Consider the following 14,956-nt stretch of genomic DNA (forward strand, 5'->3'; position numbering starts at 1 on the left):
CTCCTTATCTTTCATTAAGCACAAGTGTAATATGACTCATTCTCTTTTCGATTCTGTAAGCTCTGCCCTGTGCTCTCGGTCTGATTCTCTTCATTGTTGGTCCTTTATTTGCGTAGCATTCCTCAATATAAAGGTTTTCAACACTCATACCGTTGTTATTCTCAGCATTTGCGATAGCTGATTCCAATAATTTCTTTATAATGCTTGAAGCGTATCTTGGATTGTATGTTAAAATACCAAGCGCTGTTGTTACATCCTTACCTCTGATGGCATCTAATACGAAGCATGCTTTCTGAACAGAAACTCTGGCGTAAGATAACTTAGCTGAAGGTCTGGTGTCCTTGTTTGCATTTCTTTCTCTCTTAATTTGACTTCTATGTCCTTTTGCCATGGGATGAAACCTCCTTTCAATACGTTAAATATTATCTAACTTTCGATTTCTTTTCGTCTTTTCCATGTCCTCTGTATGTTCTGGTTGCTACGAACTCTCCGAGTTTATGTCCAACCATATCTTCTGTTACATATACCGGAACATGTTTTCTTCCATCATGAACTGCGATTGTATGTCCAACCATAATCGGGAAGATTGTAGAACGACGAGACCATGTTTTGATAACACCCTTGTCTCCTGATGCGTTCATTGCTTCCACTTTCTTAAGCAGGCTTGCGTCTGCGAATGGTCCTTTTTTAAGTGAACGAGCCATAGGTTCTAACCTCCTTGAAAATTAACTATTTGATTCCTCTACCGTCTTTTCTTCTGATGATCAGCTTGTTAGACTGTTTGTTTTTCTTACGAGTCTTAAGACCAAGTGCCGGTTTACCCCAAGGAGTGCACGGACCCGGACGACCGATTCCAGTCTTACCTTCACCACCACCATGCGGATGATCATTCGGGTTCATAACGGAACCACGAACTGTAGGTCTGATACCCATGTGACGTTTACGTCCTGCTTTACCAATGTTTACAAGGTTGTGATCGCCATTTCCAACAACACCAACTGATGCGCGGCATTCGATCGGAACCATTCTCATTTCTCCTGAAGGAAGACGAAGTGTTGCATACTTTCCTTCTTTAGCCATGAGCTGTGCGCTGTTTCCTGCTGAACGAACCATCTGTCCGCCCTTTCCAGGATGAAGCTCAATGTTATGAACCTGTGTACCAACCGGGATAGCTGAAAGCGGCAGGCAGTTTCCTACTCTTACTTCTGCTTCTGGTCCGTTCATAACTTTCATTCCGTCTGTAAGTCCTTCTGGTGCGATGATGTAAGCTTTTTCTCCATCAGCGTAGCAGATAAGTGCGATGTTAGCACTTCTGTTCGGATCGTATTCGATTCCGATTACAGTTGCCGGAATTCCGTCTTTTTTACGTTTGAAGTCGATTACTCTATATTTTCTCTTAACTCCGCCTCCGCGGTGTCTAACAGTGATTTTACCCTGATTGTTACGTCCGGCAGTCTTGCTCAGAGAAACTACTAAAGATTTCTCCGGTGCTGTTTTTGTGATTTCTGAGAAATCAGAGCCGGTCATATGTCTTCTGGAAGGTGTATATGGGCGGTATGTTTTAATTCCCATTACTCTATCTCCTTTCGCATTTTGCTAGTTATTTTTGTCACGGATTTGCACCGTTTAGGTTCCAGTTTCTTACAGTCCCTGGAAGATTTCGATCTCTGCTGATTCTTCTGTCAGCTGAACGATTGCTTTCTTTGTCTTAGCTGTTTTTCCGAATGTCATGGTTCCGCGAACTCGTTTGTTCTTTCCGTCCATGTTGATTGTGTTAACGCCAGCAACTTTTGTTCCTGGGAACATTTTTTCTACAGCTTCTTTGATCTGAGTCTTATTAGCTTCTGTGTGTACAAGGAATGTGTATTTCTTGTCAGCCATAAGAGCCATTGTCTTTTCGGTTACTACCGGTTTAAGGATTACATCATAATACTGAATGTTTGCCATTATGCGTACACCTCCTCGATTGCCTGTACAGCAGCCTTAGTTGCGATTACTGTATTGTATTTCAGGATGTCATACACATTGATTGTGTTTGTCTTAGCAGTTTTAACATCAGCAATGTTTCTAGCTGAAAGTTCTGCATTCTTGTTTCCGTCTTCCAGAACTACGAGAGCTTTGGATACTGACAGGTTATTAAGAACATCCTGGAATTTCTTTGTCTTGATTTCATCAAAGTTGATTTCATCAACAACGATGAATTTCTTTTCTTCTACTCTTGATGTCAGAGCGGATTTGAGAGCTGCTCTTCTTTCTTTCTTGTTAAGTTTGAAAGAGTAATCTCTCGGTGTCGGAGCGAATACTACTCCACCGCCTGTCCACTGTGGAGCTCTTGTAGATCCCTGTCTTGCATGACCGGTGCCTTTCTGTCTCCATGGTTTTCTTCCGCCGCCGGAAACTTCTGAACGAGTTTTCGCTTTCTGTGTTCCCTGACGTTTATTTGCAAGCTGGCTTACAACTGCCATGTGTACAAGGTGTTCGTTTACTTCCACACCGAATACAGCATCATTTAAGTCGATTGTTCCAACTTCTTTACCTTCGATATTGTAAACAGATACGTTTGCCATCTGTATGTTCCTCCTTTCCTAGTGCCAATCTTAGATAGATTTTACAGATTCTTTAATCGTTACAAGAGATTTCTTTGGTCCCGGAACTGCGCCCTTAACCAGAAGAAGGTTGTTTTCAACGTCTACTCTTACGATTTCAAGGTTCTGAATTGTAATCTTCTTTGCTCCCATGTGTCCTGGCATCTTTTTGCCCTTAAATACTTTACTCGGGTCAGATGCAGCACCGTTGGAACCAGCATGACGATGGAACTTAGAACCGTGAGCCATAGGTCCTCTGTGCTGGTTGTGTCTCTTGATAGCACCCTGGAATCCTTTACCTTTGGAAATTGCTGTTGCGTCTACTTTGTCGCCAGCTTCAAAGATATCTGCTTTAATTTCCTGAGCTAACTGATATTCATCAGCGTTCTCGAATTTGAATTCTCTTACAAATCTCTTTCCTGTTACTCCAGCTTTATCAAAGTGTCCTTTTTCAGCCTTTGTAACACCGTGTCTGTGCACGATTTCTTTCTTTCCGTTCTTGTCAACGTTAACAATTTTGTCTTTCTTGTCAACGAATCCAACCTGAACTGCGCTGTATCCGTCATTTTCAACGGTTTTGATCTGTGTTACAACACATGGTCCAGCCTGAAGAACAGTTACCGGAGTAAGCACTCCATCTTCGTTGAAGATTTGAGTCATTCCGACTTTGGTAGCTAAGATAGCTTTCTTCATTTTATTTTACCTCCTGTGATTTACAGCGGAACGCCCTTATGGGTGTTCATCCTAAATATTAGGAACTACTGTGTTTTAATTTATTAGAACTTATTTGTTCTTCATTTTGATATCGATGTATACACCAGCTGGCATTTCCAGTCTTGACAGAGCATCTACAGTCTTCTGTGTCGGTGCAATGATATCGATCAGTCTCTTATGAGTTCTCTGTTCGAACTGTTCTCTGGAATCTTTGTATTTGTGAACCGCTCTTAAGATTGTTACAACTTCCTTCTTTGTCGGAAGCGGTACCGGTCCGCTAACCTTTGCTCCATTTTTCTTTACAGTTTCGATAATTTTCTTGGCAGATGCATCTACAAGCTGATGATCATATGCCTTCAATGTGATTCTCATTACTTGACTTGCCATAAAAAAAGTCGCCTCCTTTTCGTACTTAAACCTCAGTACGACAAGCGGTGACTGTACACTTCCCCGTGTGTGTCGTGAGAAACTCACACGTTGTTACTGCATCTCAGCAGCTGTTATGATTTCGTACAGTGACTTGTCGCCAGTTTCCTAACTTGACATTCGCTCCACGGAAAACCTGCCATTCTTCTCGGCAGCAACCTCGCGCTTCTTTGCTATCATGTCACAGCTTTTTTAGTATACCCGATGTTTCTGCATTTTGCAAGCATTTTATTTTATTTTTTGTACTTTTTTTCATACAAAATTTTCTTGAAAAATCTTCTCCTTTTGTGCTATTTTTCTTATTCCCTTTTTGCGGTATAATATTCTCATATTCAGCGGGGTACCAGATCCATAGGCTTCTTCGCTAAATGCAGCCTGTCTTTCGATCTTTTCCCACATCATCTTATATAAAATAGAAGGAGGACGCATATTATGCAGACATTAGATGCAATCAAAACAAGAAGAACGATCCGCAAATTTACAGAGGATCCTGTCTCACATGAAGTGATTGAGAAAATCGTAGGAGCAAGTGCCTACGCTCCATCCTGGAAGAATACGCAGACAGCAAGATACATTATAATAGAAGAAACAGCTCTCAAAGACAGGATTGCCAGAGAAGCTGTTATGGGATTTGAATGGAATACAGGCATCATTCTTGGTGCACCGGTACTGGTTGTTCTCGCTTCCGTTCCGGGGAAAAGCGGTTACGAAAAGGACGGAGCTTATTCCACCTCAAAAAAGGATAAATGGGAAATGTTTGATGCCGGTATCGCTGCGCAGACCTTCCAGCTCGCTGCTCATGAATGCGGAATCGGTTCGGTTGTCATGGGTATTTTCGATGAGGTAAAGGTAAAAGAACTACTTGGTCTTGACGATACTCTGAATGTATCTGCCCTGATTGCGATCGGTCATCCAGCCATCCAACCGACCGCACCAGCACGTAAACCTGTCCAGGAACTGATCCAGTACCGCTAATCTACAGTAGACTTACGCTTGACCGCTTTGTACAGATTTTAGTGCATAATTTATTCATAAATTTACCATTTTCTTGTTGACACTACCGTGATAAAGTGATATAGTGTAACCAACTTAATCAGAGAGCTAAACCAAGGGCGGTTTCCAACACAAGGATACCGCTTTTTAATAAAGACTTGATTAAGCTACAACATTGGTTGTTATTGCAGTTATATTGTTGCCGGTCGTTTCCCCCAAGAATGATCTTGCAATGATAAAACTCCAATTTATATATACATCCTCTTTGTAGGAGCATTCCCCAGCTTTGTATATAAGGCAAACTGCAATGCAACGAGGAAAAACCTCTCAATGACATACCAAAAAGAAAAGACATGACCTCGAGGGGTCATGTTTTTTCTTTCCAAAAGTAAAGGAGACGTGAAAATATGAGTAGTTCAAGACCGATAGATAACCCGAAAGATCCCCGTACAGACGAGAAACCCGTATTTTCAAAAGAGCTGGTGCAGGAAGATCTGAAAGATGAATTCAAAGCAGGCTCCAACTCCGAATGGGCCGCTGATTCCCAGGATGAACTCGAAGACTGGATTGAGGAGCAGGGGATTCAACTGAGATATTAATTCCATTCACAGGAATATTTTCAAAGAGCGGCTGGAAAATCGATTATATGATTTCCCAGCCGCTCTTTATTATACTTTATTTTTCACTCACGAAAATAAACTTCACGCTTCCATCCATTCCATCTGCAATTCCAGAGAAGTTCTTATATTCTTTAGATGCATCAAGAAGTTCATTTGCTTTATTAAGAAGTTCATCAATATCGCCATCAAATACGCTTACAAGCTTTTTAATTCCTTCTTCATTAAACTGAATCATACCACTGTTTAATTCGGCTGCGCCAGAATCAAGTTTCTCAACACCGGAAATCAATGGTGCTATGTTGCTCTGAAGAGTGTTAAGACCTGTCGAAAGTGCGGCAGCTCCGCTGTCAAGTTTAAGTGCACCTGCTGCAAGCTGACCAGATCCATTTGCAACAGTCTGTGCTCCGGCATTTGCTGTCTTCATATTCGTATTTAAAGTAGCACTTCCCGCACTTACTTGTGAAGCTCCGGCACTTAATGTTCCGAGTCCCGAATTCAGATCTTGTGTTCCTGCAAGTAAATTTCCACTTCCATCTAAGAGCTGTTTTGTTCCAGCTGTAAGCTGAGTCTTCATACTTCCAACACCGCCTTGAAGCTCTGTTGCTCCAGCTCCCAGAAGTTCCAGTGCCTCTTCTAACGAGCCGGCTCCTCCTTGTATATTTTGTAATCCTGCAGCAACCTGACTTGCTCCGGATCCGATGCTTTTGAGGTTATCAGATAAATTTTTCGCACCTGCTGCAAGTTCATTCGCACCTGCTGATGCCTGGGTAATTCCGCTGTTCACAGCTTGCTGCTGTGTTTGAAGTCCACTTATAACATTATTCAGTACAGCCTGCTGCTCCGGTGTTGCTGACTCAAGAAGACTTGTCAGTGCTGCAATCATTGCTGAATTATCATTCCCTGCCGCAATCTGATCAAGTGAACTTTTAAGATTTGCCGCTCCGTCCGCAAGTCCGCTGGCTCCTGTCTGTGCCTGTGTAATTCCACCACTTACACTTTGCGCACCTTCTGCAGCACTTGCAGCTCCATTTTTCAGATTTTCTGCTCCGGCTTTAGCCTGTTTAATTCCACCATTCAGTTGTTCTGCACCACTGCTCAAAGAATCCACACCTGCACCAACCTGGTTTTGCATTTGTGCAATTCCATTATTCAGATCTTTTGCTCCGCTTTCAAGTTTAGCTGCTCCCGCACTGGCATTTTGTGCTCCTGCCTCAACCTGTGCTGCCCCTGTTTTCAAACTTTCTGTACCATCTGCCAGTTGACTCGTTCCTTTTGCAAGACTCTTACTTCCATCGGCCAATGTGTTTGCCCCACTGACCAGACTTCCTGTTCCACTTGCCAGTTCCTTTCCGCCGCTTGCCAGCTGATCTACTCCACTTGCCAATGTTCCTGATGAAGAAAGCAGTGTATCCAGTCCTTCTTTCAGTTCTCCGGAGCCGCTGACAAGTTTGTTCGATGCATCTTGAAGTTCTGTCATAGAATCCTTCAGTTCATCCAGGCTGTCAAATTTATCGGCACCTACTTCATTGAACACTTCGTTTGTTGCAACTGTAACGGCTTCTACTTTTTCGTAATCTGTCACATCTGCTTCTACTGTAAAGGAATCCGGGATATCCAGGTCATCCACTTTGCTACTTACTGATGTAAGCTGTTCTTTCAACTGTGGAAGCCCCATTCCGATCACGATATCTCTGTCACCATCTGAGATTACTTTCCCATTGTCAACAGTTACATTTGAAAACTTCTCTCCATCCATCAGAAGTCCGGTTGCCATCAAAAATGGTGTGTATTTCCCGCTGTCAGCACTTGTATTCTGATATTCATAATGAATCTTTAAGTGTCCACTCTTTCCTTCCAGATCATCTGCGCTGACTTTCTTTCCGTCAAGTTCATAAGTAACCTTCATTCCTACAGGAATCTTCTTTGTGGTTGTTCCCTGATAGCAGATATCTTTCTTATCTCCCTGCCATACCAGTTTACCGTTATTTTCAGAAAAGGTTTCATCACCTTTTACATTCTTGATGTCTTTCAAATCTGATACATCATCAATGGTTCCAAGACTCGAAATATTTTTCAGCTGATCCGATACCGTAACATCTTTCTGGTTTCCCGCGTCATCTACTTTTACATATACAGTCTCATCTTTTGTAGGTGTTGCGCTGCTGCTTGTTTTTGTTTCGCTTGTTTTCTTTGTCTCTGTACTTTTATCTTTATTATCTGCCGCCTGCACATTTACAGATGTTCCTGCAATATTTCCAACTACAAGTGATGCCATAAGTGCAAGTGTAACTAATACTCTGTATTCCCTGTTCTTCATGTTTAAAAACCTCCTGTAAGCCTCTACTGACTTTCCTGTCGGTATGCTTTCTTCTTTTTTGACTACTGGTCATTTTCTAGCTCGCACTTACTATAACTCAAAAATGACCACAAGTCAATATTTTTCTACAAAAAAGTTGACGTTGAGTCATTTTGATTTTATAATAAAGATAATTCAAAGGAAAAGAGGAATGAATCATGGGAAAAATAGATGAAAACAAGCATCAGAAAATGGATGCTCTCTTTCAAAGCGCATACGATTTATTTCTGAATCAGGGAATTGAGAAAACATCAATCAGTGATATAGCAAAAAAAGCCGGAGTTGCGAAGGGAACATTCTATTTATATTTTGCAGACAAATACGAGATACGCGACCGGCTGATCGCACGGACAGCCAGCCGACTTTTCCAGAGAGCACACAAAGCTCTGGAGACAGCCGACATCCCCGAATTCGAAGATAAGATTATTTTTATTGTAGATTACGTTTTAAATGCCATGCAGAAAAATAAACTGATTCTGAGATTTATCTCTAAGAATCTCAGCTGGGGCATTTTCAGACAGGCTATCACCAATAATACGCAGGATGATGAGGGTGAAATTCTTGCATATTTTAGTAATATCCTTCTGGATCATCCGACAATCAAACTTCGTGCGCCGGAAACTATGCTGTTTCTGATCATAGAACTTGCAAGTTCTACTTCATACAGCACGATCCTGGACAACGATCCGATGTCGTTTGAAGAATTGAAGCCATATCTTAACGAAAGTATCCGCGCGATCATCCGTAACCATATTATCAAAGATACCGCAGAAAATTAAACAGCAAAAGTCCTGTCAGAATCTGAATATCAAATCCGGATTCTCAACAGGACTTTTCTATATCTTCTTTCCCTGTCAGCTTTACTTTTGACAGTTTTCTTCAAATTTCAAAACCTTAACGCTTCTCATTTTTCCGCATTTTCAGCTTCAGCATTGCAGTAACCTTTTTCGCATCCAGCTCCGTCACATTATTTTCTCCGAGTACATCTGTCTCAATGCCCTCTTCACTTTTATTGATATCCAGAATTTCTCCCAGATGATCATTTTCTACCACAAACTGGCCAACTGTACCACTGAATTTCAGCCCGGTTACCGGAATTCCTCTGATTTCTATCTGTTCAGCCGTATTTGCGAAATCTACGTCACTGTTTCCCCATCCATCGGACGACAGGATAACTCCGTCTGCCCGCATAGCTTCCGCCCATACTGCCGCACGGGTTCCAACAAGCAATTTATCTGTATTATCATCCGGCGTTCCAACAATTATGATTCCCATCAGATCCAGATCTTCATCCGATGATACCACATCAAGAAGAGGATCCCGGAAATGGTGCAGTGATGTTTCCTTTGTCGATGGTCCAATTCCCATAATCGCACCTCCTATTGCATAGAACGGATAATTCCGTCACGATATTCGTTTGGTGTAACGATCACCGGCATATTTCCCATATCAATGATCGAGCGACCGTTTTCAGTTCCCGAAGGCTCTTTTGCAAATAACGAAGTATCGTACATCGCACCCTGTCCGGCAACCTGTTTTACGATCAAAACACGTTTTTTTCCTGGGCGAACTACATCATGGTACTCATGTCTCTCTGTGCAGAGATCGCCCCTGAACTTCTTCATCTGTTCCCGGAAAATCTGGATAAACTCGTCACAGGCATGGTGAGCTGCAAGTACACCTTCTCTTTCCTGTCCCATTCCAGGTTTCAGAACAACATCAAATGACACAATATAATCATCATCCCCCGGAGTACCCGCACGGTTCAGATACAGCTTCTCTTTCAGATTGCCTTCACTGGACCCAAATTCGTGTGCCTGTTTTCCGTTTTCATCTACACCGGTAAGGATTACATAAACGCCGGTGAGCGTATGCGTAATCCCGTCCCCAATCTTTCCAAGTACTTTGGTCGATATCGGAATGATATCCATCATCGTATTGGTATAACGGTCATGTTCTCCAGGTCTTATAATCTGTACATCTAATTTGGAAAGCTGTGGATATTTCGGTAAAATTTCATCCAGTATTTTCTTCTCGATCGTCATCTTTCCAGATGCTGTCACTCTATTTTCTCCGCCTTCTTCCACCTCAGTAATATGGAAAGCTTTGATCACAAGCCGGCGCAGATCTATTTCTTTCTCCATATAATCATCCTCAATTCTAAATTGAACCCAAATGCGCCCTGGCACATTTGAGGCACGTAGCACCTTTTATCTAACAGGAAATTTTATCAAAATATCCAGTTAAATAAAAAGGACATCTCCGGCAAATCAGAGCTTTCGCCCCAATCCTGCCGGGGATGTCCCCTTTTTACTATTTGATTATACTTTCGCTACATATTCAAACGGCAGCGGAACAACTTTTCCTGGAGTATCCAGCTTCACGAGCTGTTCCAGAGTTGCTTTTACGATGCCTGTCTGCATCTCAACGTTGTGTGGTTCACCAGCGTTAGCTCCCATAGGAACACGCGGAGCAACCGCACGTGGGGTACCGGTCTGACGAACAACCGGCGGAAGCGCAGCAATAATAATTGTAGGAATTCCTGCGGCTTCAATCGCTCTCTGCACCAGAACTGCAGAGCGGTGGCAGGTACCTCAACCAGCGGTGAGGATAACTGCGTCTACGCCTTCCTCTACAAACATCTTTGCAATGGCAGGACCAGTTTCATGTTTGAATTTTTCCTGGTTTCCGCCACCACCCATGAATCCAGCATGTACCGGTGCACATGCTTTGATAAATCCTTCTTTAGCAAGCTCATGGATACGGTCAATCGGGAACATACAGTTGATGTCTTTGTTTACATCACTGTTGTCATATCCACCGTGAGATACCATTAATTCATCTGACGGCATTTTATCTGTTATTTTTCTCCAGGTAAAGTCACCGGCAAGGTTGAATCTCTTCTGATCCTTGTGGTGCACACCTGCTGCTGTGGCGAGGGCAATTGTCATATCCTTCAGTTCTTTTTTCACCGGAGCCCATACTGGCGGCGGAGTTACCGGAACAAAGATTTCTGACTGAAGTCCTTTAACAACGGTCAAACTCATGTCTATTTCCTCCTGATATAATTACACTTCATCATTCTTCTTATGAGACTTCATTTCTTCCTGACGTCTCTGATACGTCTGCAGGTTACTAACATATTTTTCATTGGCGTCCGGTCCAAGCTGTTCGACAAAACTCATATTCCATCCAACTTCCTGTCCTACCACTAATGGATAATCCGTAATCAGCATTCTCATCGGGATTTTCAGATAACCTAATCGTCCCTTCAAATCGATTCCAACACATCCATCATGGATCTCTACGATTACGCCTTCCATATAGATGATCTTATCGCCATATTTCATAGTCATTCACCTTAATCGTATTTTTCTTTTCTCTTCTGGCTCATCGGCAGTGACTGCTCGTTCTTAACCAATTCAATTGTTCTGTCCATAGTCTTTGAAATCAGTTCGATGTTATTTGCTTTTACATTCGGATTCCATTTTCTTTCTGCCTTCTTCACTTCTTCTCCAGCCATTCCAGCTTTCAGCATAGCAAGTGCACGGATTGCTTCTTCCTGGCAAAGCGTGTTGCAAGCAAGAACTTCGTTCTCGATTCCTGATTCAGATTTGTTGTTATCTACCATGTACTGCATGTATTTGTTTCCAACTACAAGTGCTCCCTGTACTGCGCAGAATGAAAGTCCAACAACCGGAATTCCTCTCATACCGATCTGTTCGATATGGCTCGCGAAATCGATGTGGTTGTTACCAAATCCTTCTGTTGTAACAAATGCGCCATCAACATCAAGAGCTTCTACCATCATACCAACACGTTTTGATACATAGAATTTCTCTGTATTGATCTGTGGGCTACCTACAAAGATAACACCGCAAAGGTCAACTTCTTCATCATGGAGAGTTTCAAGAACCAGTGGTTCTCTCCAGTAATGTCTTGACATTTCTTTTGATGCAGGTCCGATACAGGTAAGTGCATGGATACATCCGTCAAGTACTTCCAGTGGAGATGCCATGATCGGTACGTTTCCAAGGTCAACGTTTGGTCTTGCGCCAAGTACTCCGACTGGTTCCATAGGAAGAATCAGGTTGTCATGCATAGCACCCTGTCCCATGATTTCTTTTACGATAACGACTTTCTTCTTACCAGGTCTTCTTACCTGATTGAATGTCTCTGTATCTACTACAAGGCTTTCGTCTTCTACTTTCTTCAGAGCTTCACGGATTTCCTGTGTGATCACGTCTGTTGCAGAATGTGCAGCAAGCGGGCCAGGTCTTTCCATGTTGGTTCCTTCTTTGATGATAACTTCTGTCTTGATGAAGATCTCACCTTTATCAGGAGCTCCCGGACGTCCCCACATGATATTTTCATCCAGGTATCCTTCGGAAGAACCGAATTCACCAATCTGAACACCATTGTCGTCTGTTCCGGTAACCATCATGATAACGCCATCAAGTACTCTTGTTGTACCTGTACCGATTTCGTCTTCGCCCTCTTTTGTAGCGATCGGCTGTACGTCCATGATTGTATTAGAATAAGTATGGTACTGATCCGGTGTAATGATATCAATCTTTAACTGATGAACCAGTTCCTGTGAAGCAACTGCTTCTTCTTCAATTCCTTCTCGGATGTAAAGAGTTGTTCCTTCGATCTTTGTCTCCGGTCCACGCTTTACTTCTGTAATTTTATAATGCTTTCTGGTAACGCTTCTTACGACTTTCGGTTCCAGCTCTTTTGTCGGTGCTGCGCCTGAAACCACGCCTGCCGGTAATTCTACCTCTGCCGGTACTTCCGCTACTGCAACACCGTTATTAAAACCCATCGGCATTTCGATATCGATATCTTTGCCTTCTCCAATGTGGATTTTTAACACGCCGCCAACTTTCTGTACATTTGCTGTAGGATTTGCAGTAACTGCTGGTGCTTCTTCTTTCACTTCTTCTTTTGCTTCTTCAGCCGGTGCTTCCTCTGCTGCAGGTGCTTTTGCGCCTTCAACAAGATCAGCTGTAAGTGGTGTAAGAGAATCGCAGGTCTTAACAAGCTTTGCTCCAAGTACCTGTTCGATTGTAAGTGTTCCATCAAGTTTCAGAAGTCCTGAATCTACCAGATCATCAAAGATAGCCGGATCTTCAAGGTTTGCAGCCTGGATTGTAATGCCGCCTTCTGCTCTACAGCATAATACTGCAGGATCTTTTGCATGTTCTTTTGCGGTTTCCGCTGTAATTGACATAATAATTTCCTCCTTGTTAATTTAACAATAACTCAATTAACTATTTATACACTCACCGAAGTGAGGTATCAACTTATCTATTTACCTTCCGGTAACTGTTCTACCTGTTTTGAAACACGCAGATATCTGTAAAGTGGATGTCCGATTGTACGCATTACATGGTCTGTCTGGTGGAATACCTTAAGTCCCATCTTCGGTGCTGATCCCATTACTGTATTTGAACAGTCTGAGCAGTTACCAATAATAATGTACTCGCATCCATCCTTCTTGAACTGGATATTATTCTTAGCCTGTCCAGGACAGTTTCCAGGTCTTTCGCATTTAAGCGGAGCTCCCGGTTTGTTTTCAATTGCCTGTTTACATCTGGCTACTGATTTCACTACACCATTCATCTTCTGACAAATATCTCTCATACGTTCTTCGCTACCACCGCAGGCACATACCAAAAGACCTACACTTGCACCATGAAGATCCGGGAAATCAATTGTAACAATGATTCCACCAGTTGTCTTTGTGATCGGTGCATCCTCTGTAGTAGCATGTCCGGTAAATGGACCACCCATGATGATTTCCCCATATACACCATCAATACCGCCGGCACGTTCAATCATTTCCCCAACGCTTGTGCCGACCGGTACATCCATAAATACATGTGGCTCATTACCGCCATTGATCTTACCGATAACAGTAAGGTTCTTAGAAAAGCATGGCTTTCTCTCTTCAATTGCTTCCGCAACTCTTGCAAGAGTTTCTACATTACAGACAATTGCATTCGCTGCTGACGGAAGCTGTGTTGTATTCAGTTCGATTCCAAGACATTCTCTTACAACCGCACGTTCTTCTCCCATCGGATAAATATCCGGAAGTAAGTGGATCGTAATCGCCTCTTCATCTTTTAATGCCTCGCGCAGTGCCTTTACTGCTTTTTCATTTTTCTTCTTAATTGCAAAAATAGCTTTTGATGCATTGGAAATCTCCATGCAGTGTTTTACTCCGCGGATAACTTTCGCACAGTCATCTTCCAGCTGCTGAATGTTATGACGAAGTCCAGGCTCACACTCCGCTGCATTTACAAGGATATATCCTCCCTGCAGATCTGTTCCGAGTTTTACACCTGTCGGGAATCCGGCGCCACCCATTCCGACAACACCTGCCGCTTTTACCATATCAAGCTTGCTGCCTTCCGGAATCTTTACATATTCATCCTTCTGTTCTTCATCCGGCTTGATGATGATACGGTCTTCCAGTACGTCTTCTACCACACCATATGCACTTGAAAAAATATTAGCTCCAAGGCCTGTCGGTGTTGCAATCAGAGTCCCTTTTTCTACTCTGTCTCCGGCTTTTACAACCGGTGCACAAGGAGCTCCTACATGCTGACGCAGCAAAATCTGTAAGTTTGCCATGTCTCTTCTCTTCCTTTCTCCTCTACGTCGAAATCTATATCTTATCTTGTCCTACGCGTATTTGACTATAGTTTAACAAATAGATATATTTTTTTCAATAGCATTTATAGATTTTCACTTTTCATGTTGGACTCAATACTAGAATCTAGTCTAGTGATTGATCTGTACTATAGTCTATATGATTTTACTTGAAAATTCAATATCTTTTTTATATATAATCTATTTATTTTTTTCATCGGTTCTGTCCTATTTTTACAGATTGTCTATTTTTTCTCATTTTACTTATCCGCATTATCTATAAGTATTCTGGTCAAGAGGATTTACGTCAAAAAAGAAAAGCCACCGTACTGTTTCCCCACAAACAATACAGCAGCTTTTCTCTTTATCTTTTTAAGGCTTTTCGCCCAAAAACCTCTCTTTTTGGCGAGGGCATGTGGGAATCGAACCCACCCAGGACGCTCCTAACGCCCCACACTGGTTTTGAAGACCAGGAGACACACCAGTTATCCATCTACCCCCATATATTGATTATTCCAATCAAGCTTATTTATTATAGCAAATTACCATTGACTTTTCAAGTGTTTTCGTACATAATATTTTTAAAGAAAACTGAACTGCATACT

17 protein-coding genes and 1 tRNA gene are annotated in these 14,956 nt (G+C 42.3%); 3 read left to right on the forward strand and 15 right to left on the reverse strand.

Translation table 11 applies throughout. From position 1 onward, the window contains the following. Positions 1–4: 4 nt before the first annotated feature. From rplV to rpsJ, 7 genes are all read right to left on the reverse strand, one after another. On the reverse strand, positions 5–391 hold the full coding sequence (rplV, locus tag PGY05_RS11635; RefSeq protein ID WP_008372530.1) for a 50S ribosomal protein L22: 387 nt from the start codon (positions 389–391) through the stop codon (positions 5–7). Between the two features lie 31 nt (positions 392–422). Next, positions 423–704, reverse strand: coding sequence for a 30S ribosomal protein S19 (gene rpsS / locus PGY05_RS11640; RefSeq protein ID WP_008372528.1), 282 nt, complete (start codon positions 702–704; stop codon positions 423–425). A gap of 25 nt (positions 705–729) precedes the next feature. Beyond that, the gene (rplB, locus tag PGY05_RS11645; RefSeq protein ID WP_055157800.1) at positions 730–1,572 is read right to left on the reverse strand and encodes a 50S ribosomal protein L2; all 843 of its coding nucleotides are present in this window, start codon (positions 1,570–1,572) and stop codon (positions 730–732) included. 69 nt (positions 1,573–1,641) lie between these two features. Then, positions 1,642–1,947 carry a 50S ribosomal protein L23 gene (gene rplW / locus PGY05_RS11650; protein WP_008372525.1) on the reverse strand — a complete coding sequence of 102 codons (306 nt, stop codon included), beginning with the start codon at positions 1,945–1,947 and terminating at the stop codon, positions 1,642–1,644. Continuing rightward, positions 1,947–2,567, reverse strand: a complete 621-nt coding sequence (gene rplD, locus PGY05_RS11655) for a 50S ribosomal protein L4 (RefSeq protein ID WP_008372524.1) — start codon at positions 2,565–2,567, stop codon at positions 1,947–1,949. The genes rplW and rplD overlap by 1 nt, the downstream gene beginning before the upstream one ends. A 30-nt stretch (positions 2,568–2,597) precedes the next feature. Next, the gene (gene rplC / locus PGY05_RS11660) at positions 2,598–3,278 is read right to left on the reverse strand and encodes a 50S ribosomal protein L3 (RefSeq protein WP_055297549.1); all 681 of its coding nucleotides are present in this window, start codon (positions 3,276–3,278) and stop codon (positions 2,598–2,600) included. Between the two features lie 90 nt (positions 3,279–3,368). Next, positions 3,369–3,686 carry a 30S ribosomal protein S10 gene (gene rpsJ / locus PGY05_RS11665; RefSeq protein WP_008372521.1) on the reverse strand — a complete coding sequence of 106 codons (318 nt, stop codon included), beginning with the start codon at positions 3,684–3,686 and terminating at the stop codon, positions 3,369–3,371. Between the two features lie 471 nt (positions 3,687–4,157). Between rpsJ and PGY05_RS11670 the strand changes: the two genes are divergently transcribed. Continuing rightward, complete coding sequence (locus PGY05_RS11670) at positions 4,158–4,700, forward strand: nitroreductase family protein (RefSeq protein ID WP_270475960.1); 543 nt, start codon at positions 4,158–4,160, stop codon at positions 4,698–4,700. Positions 4,701–5,125: 425 nt separating this feature from the next. Continuing rightward, a complete protein-coding gene (locus PGY05_RS11675) occupies positions 5,126–5,317 on the forward strand; it encodes a hypothetical protein (protein WP_008372514.1) in 192 nt (63 codons plus the stop codon). Positions 5,318–5,393: 76 nt separating this feature from the next. Here the strand turns inward: PGY05_RS11675 and PGY05_RS11680 are convergent, their stop codons facing one another. After that, positions 5,394–7,655 (reverse strand): hypothetical protein, encoded by a 2,262-nt coding sequence (locus PGY05_RS11680; RefSeq protein ID WP_195478956.1) that lies wholly within the window; start codon positions 7,653–7,655, stop codon positions 5,394–5,396. Positions 7,656–7,852: 197 nt separating this feature from the next. Between PGY05_RS11680 and PGY05_RS11685 the strand changes: the two genes are divergently transcribed. Continuing rightward, positions 7,853–8,473 carry a TetR/AcrR family transcriptional regulator gene (locus tag PGY05_RS11685; RefSeq protein WP_270475962.1) on the forward strand — a complete coding sequence of 207 codons (621 nt, stop codon included), beginning with the start codon at positions 7,853–7,855 and terminating at the stop codon, positions 8,471–8,473. A 115-nt stretch (positions 8,474–8,588) separates the two neighbouring features. Here PGY05_RS11685 and PGY05_RS11690 read toward each other — a convergent pair whose 3' ends face one another. The 7 genes from PGY05_RS11690 to PGY05_RS11720 all read right to left on the reverse strand — a co-directional run bounded on the left by PGY05_RS11690 (position 8,589) and on the right by PGY05_RS11720 (position 14,852). Beyond that, complete coding sequence (locus PGY05_RS11690; protein WP_195478954.1) at positions 8,589–9,062, reverse strand: glycine/sarcosine/betaine reductase component B subunit; 474 nt, start codon at positions 9,060–9,062, stop codon at positions 8,589–8,591. 11 nt (positions 9,063–9,073) lie between these two features. Continuing rightward, positions 9,074–9,838, reverse strand: a complete 765-nt coding sequence (gene prdD, locus PGY05_RS11695; RefSeq protein ID WP_117558506.1) for a proline reductase cluster protein PrdD — start codon at positions 9,836–9,838, stop codon at positions 9,074–9,076. Positions 9,839–10,015: 177 nt separating this feature from the next. Beyond that, positions 10,016–10,741: a D-proline reductase (dithiol) protein PrdB gene (gene prdB / locus PGY05_RS11700; RefSeq protein WP_082421153.1), complete on the reverse strand. Its 726-nt coding sequence runs from the start codon at positions 10,739–10,741 to the stop codon at positions 10,016–10,018. 21 nt (positions 10,742–10,762) lie between these two features. Continuing rightward, on the reverse strand, positions 10,763–11,044 hold the full coding sequence (locus tag PGY05_RS11705; RefSeq protein ID WP_022220196.1) for a CBO2463/CBO2479 domain-containing protein: 282 nt from the start codon (positions 11,042–11,044) through the stop codon (positions 10,763–10,765). A gap of 11 nt (positions 11,045–11,055) precedes the next feature. Continuing rightward, positions 11,056–12,927 (reverse strand): D-proline reductase (dithiol) proprotein PrdA, encoded by a 1,872-nt coding sequence (gene prdA / locus PGY05_RS11710; RefSeq protein ID WP_270475963.1) that lies wholly within the window; start codon positions 12,925–12,927, stop codon positions 11,056–11,058. A 77-nt stretch (positions 12,928–13,004) separates the two neighbouring features. Further along, complete coding sequence (prdC, locus tag PGY05_RS11715; RefSeq protein WP_008372495.1) at positions 13,005–14,333, reverse strand: proline reductase-associated electron transfer protein PrdC; 1,329 nt, start codon at positions 14,331–14,333, stop codon at positions 13,005–13,007. A gap of 421 nt (positions 14,334–14,754) precedes the next feature. After that, a tRNA-Sec gene (locus PGY05_RS11720) sits at positions 14,755–14,852 on the reverse strand. Positions 14,853–14,956: the final 104 nt, after the last annotated feature.

The organism is Coprococcus sp. AF51-11b1, assembly GCF_027682785.1.
Taxonomy (GTDB): domain Bacteria; phylum Bacillota; class Clostridia; order Lachnospirales; family Lachnospiraceae; genus Allocoprococcus; species Allocoprococcus comes.

What these genes read in the sequence shown, in the direction of transcription:
- PGY05_RS11685 (WP_270475962.1), top strand. Translation starts at nt 7,853, where the DNA reads ATGGGAAAAATAGATGAAAACAAGCATCAGAAAATGGATGCTCTCTTT.
- PGY05_RS11705 (WP_022220196.1), bottom strand. Translation starts at nt 11,044, where the DNA reads ATGAAATATGGCGATAAGATCATCTATATGGAAGGCGTAATCGTAGAG.
- PGY05_RS11680 (WP_195478956.1), bottom strand. Translation starts at nt 7,655, where the DNA reads ATGAAGAACAGGGAATACAGAGTATTAGTTACACTTGCACTTATGGCA.
- prdC (WP_008372495.1), bottom strand. Translation starts at nt 14,333, where the DNA reads ATGGCAAACTTACAGATTTTGCTGCGTCAGCATGTAGGAGCTCCTTGT.
- rpsJ (WP_008372521.1), bottom strand. Translation starts at nt 3,686, where the DNA reads ATGGCAAGTCAAGTAATGAGAATCACATTGAAGGCATATGATCATCAG.
- rplV (WP_008372530.1), bottom strand. Translation starts at nt 391, where the DNA reads ATGGCAAAAGGACATAGAAGTCAAATTAAGAGAGAAAGAAATGCAAAC.
- rpsS (WP_008372528.1), bottom strand. Translation starts at nt 704, where the DNA reads ATGGCTCGTTCACTTAAAAAAGGACCATTCGCAGACGCAAGCCTGCTT.
- rplD (WP_008372524.1), bottom strand. Translation starts at nt 2,567, where the DNA reads ATGGCAAACGTATCTGTTTACAATATCGAAGGTAAAGAAGTTGGAACA.
- rplW (WP_008372525.1), bottom strand. Translation starts at nt 1,947, where the DNA reads ATGGCAAACATTCAGTATTATGATGTAATCCTTAAACCGGTAGTAACC.
- PGY05_RS11675 (WP_008372514.1), top strand. Translation starts at nt 5,126, where the DNA reads ATGAGTAGTTCAAGACCGATAGATAACCCGAAAGATCCCCGTACAGAC.
- rplC (WP_055297549.1), bottom strand. Translation starts at nt 3,278, where the DNA reads ATGAAGAAAGCTATCTTAGCTACCAAAGTCGGAATGACTCAAATCTTC.
- rplB (WP_055157800.1), bottom strand. Translation starts at nt 1,572, where the DNA reads ATGGGAATTAAAACATACCGCCCATATACACCTTCCAGAAGACATATG.
- prdD (WP_117558506.1), bottom strand. Translation starts at nt 9,838, where the DNA reads ATGGAGAAAGAAATAGATCTGCGCCGGCTTGTGATCAAAGCTTTCCAT.
- PGY05_RS11690 (WP_195478954.1), bottom strand. Translation starts at nt 9,062, where the DNA reads ATGGGAATTGGACCATCGACAAAGGAAACATCACTGCACCATTTCCGG.
- prdA (WP_270475963.1), bottom strand. Translation starts at nt 12,927, where the DNA reads ATGTCAATTACAGCGGAAACCGCAAAAGAACATGCAAAAGATCCTGCA.
- PGY05_RS11670 (WP_270475960.1), top strand. Translation starts at nt 4,158, where the DNA reads ATGCAGACATTAGATGCAATCAAAACAAGAAGAACGATCCGCAAATTT.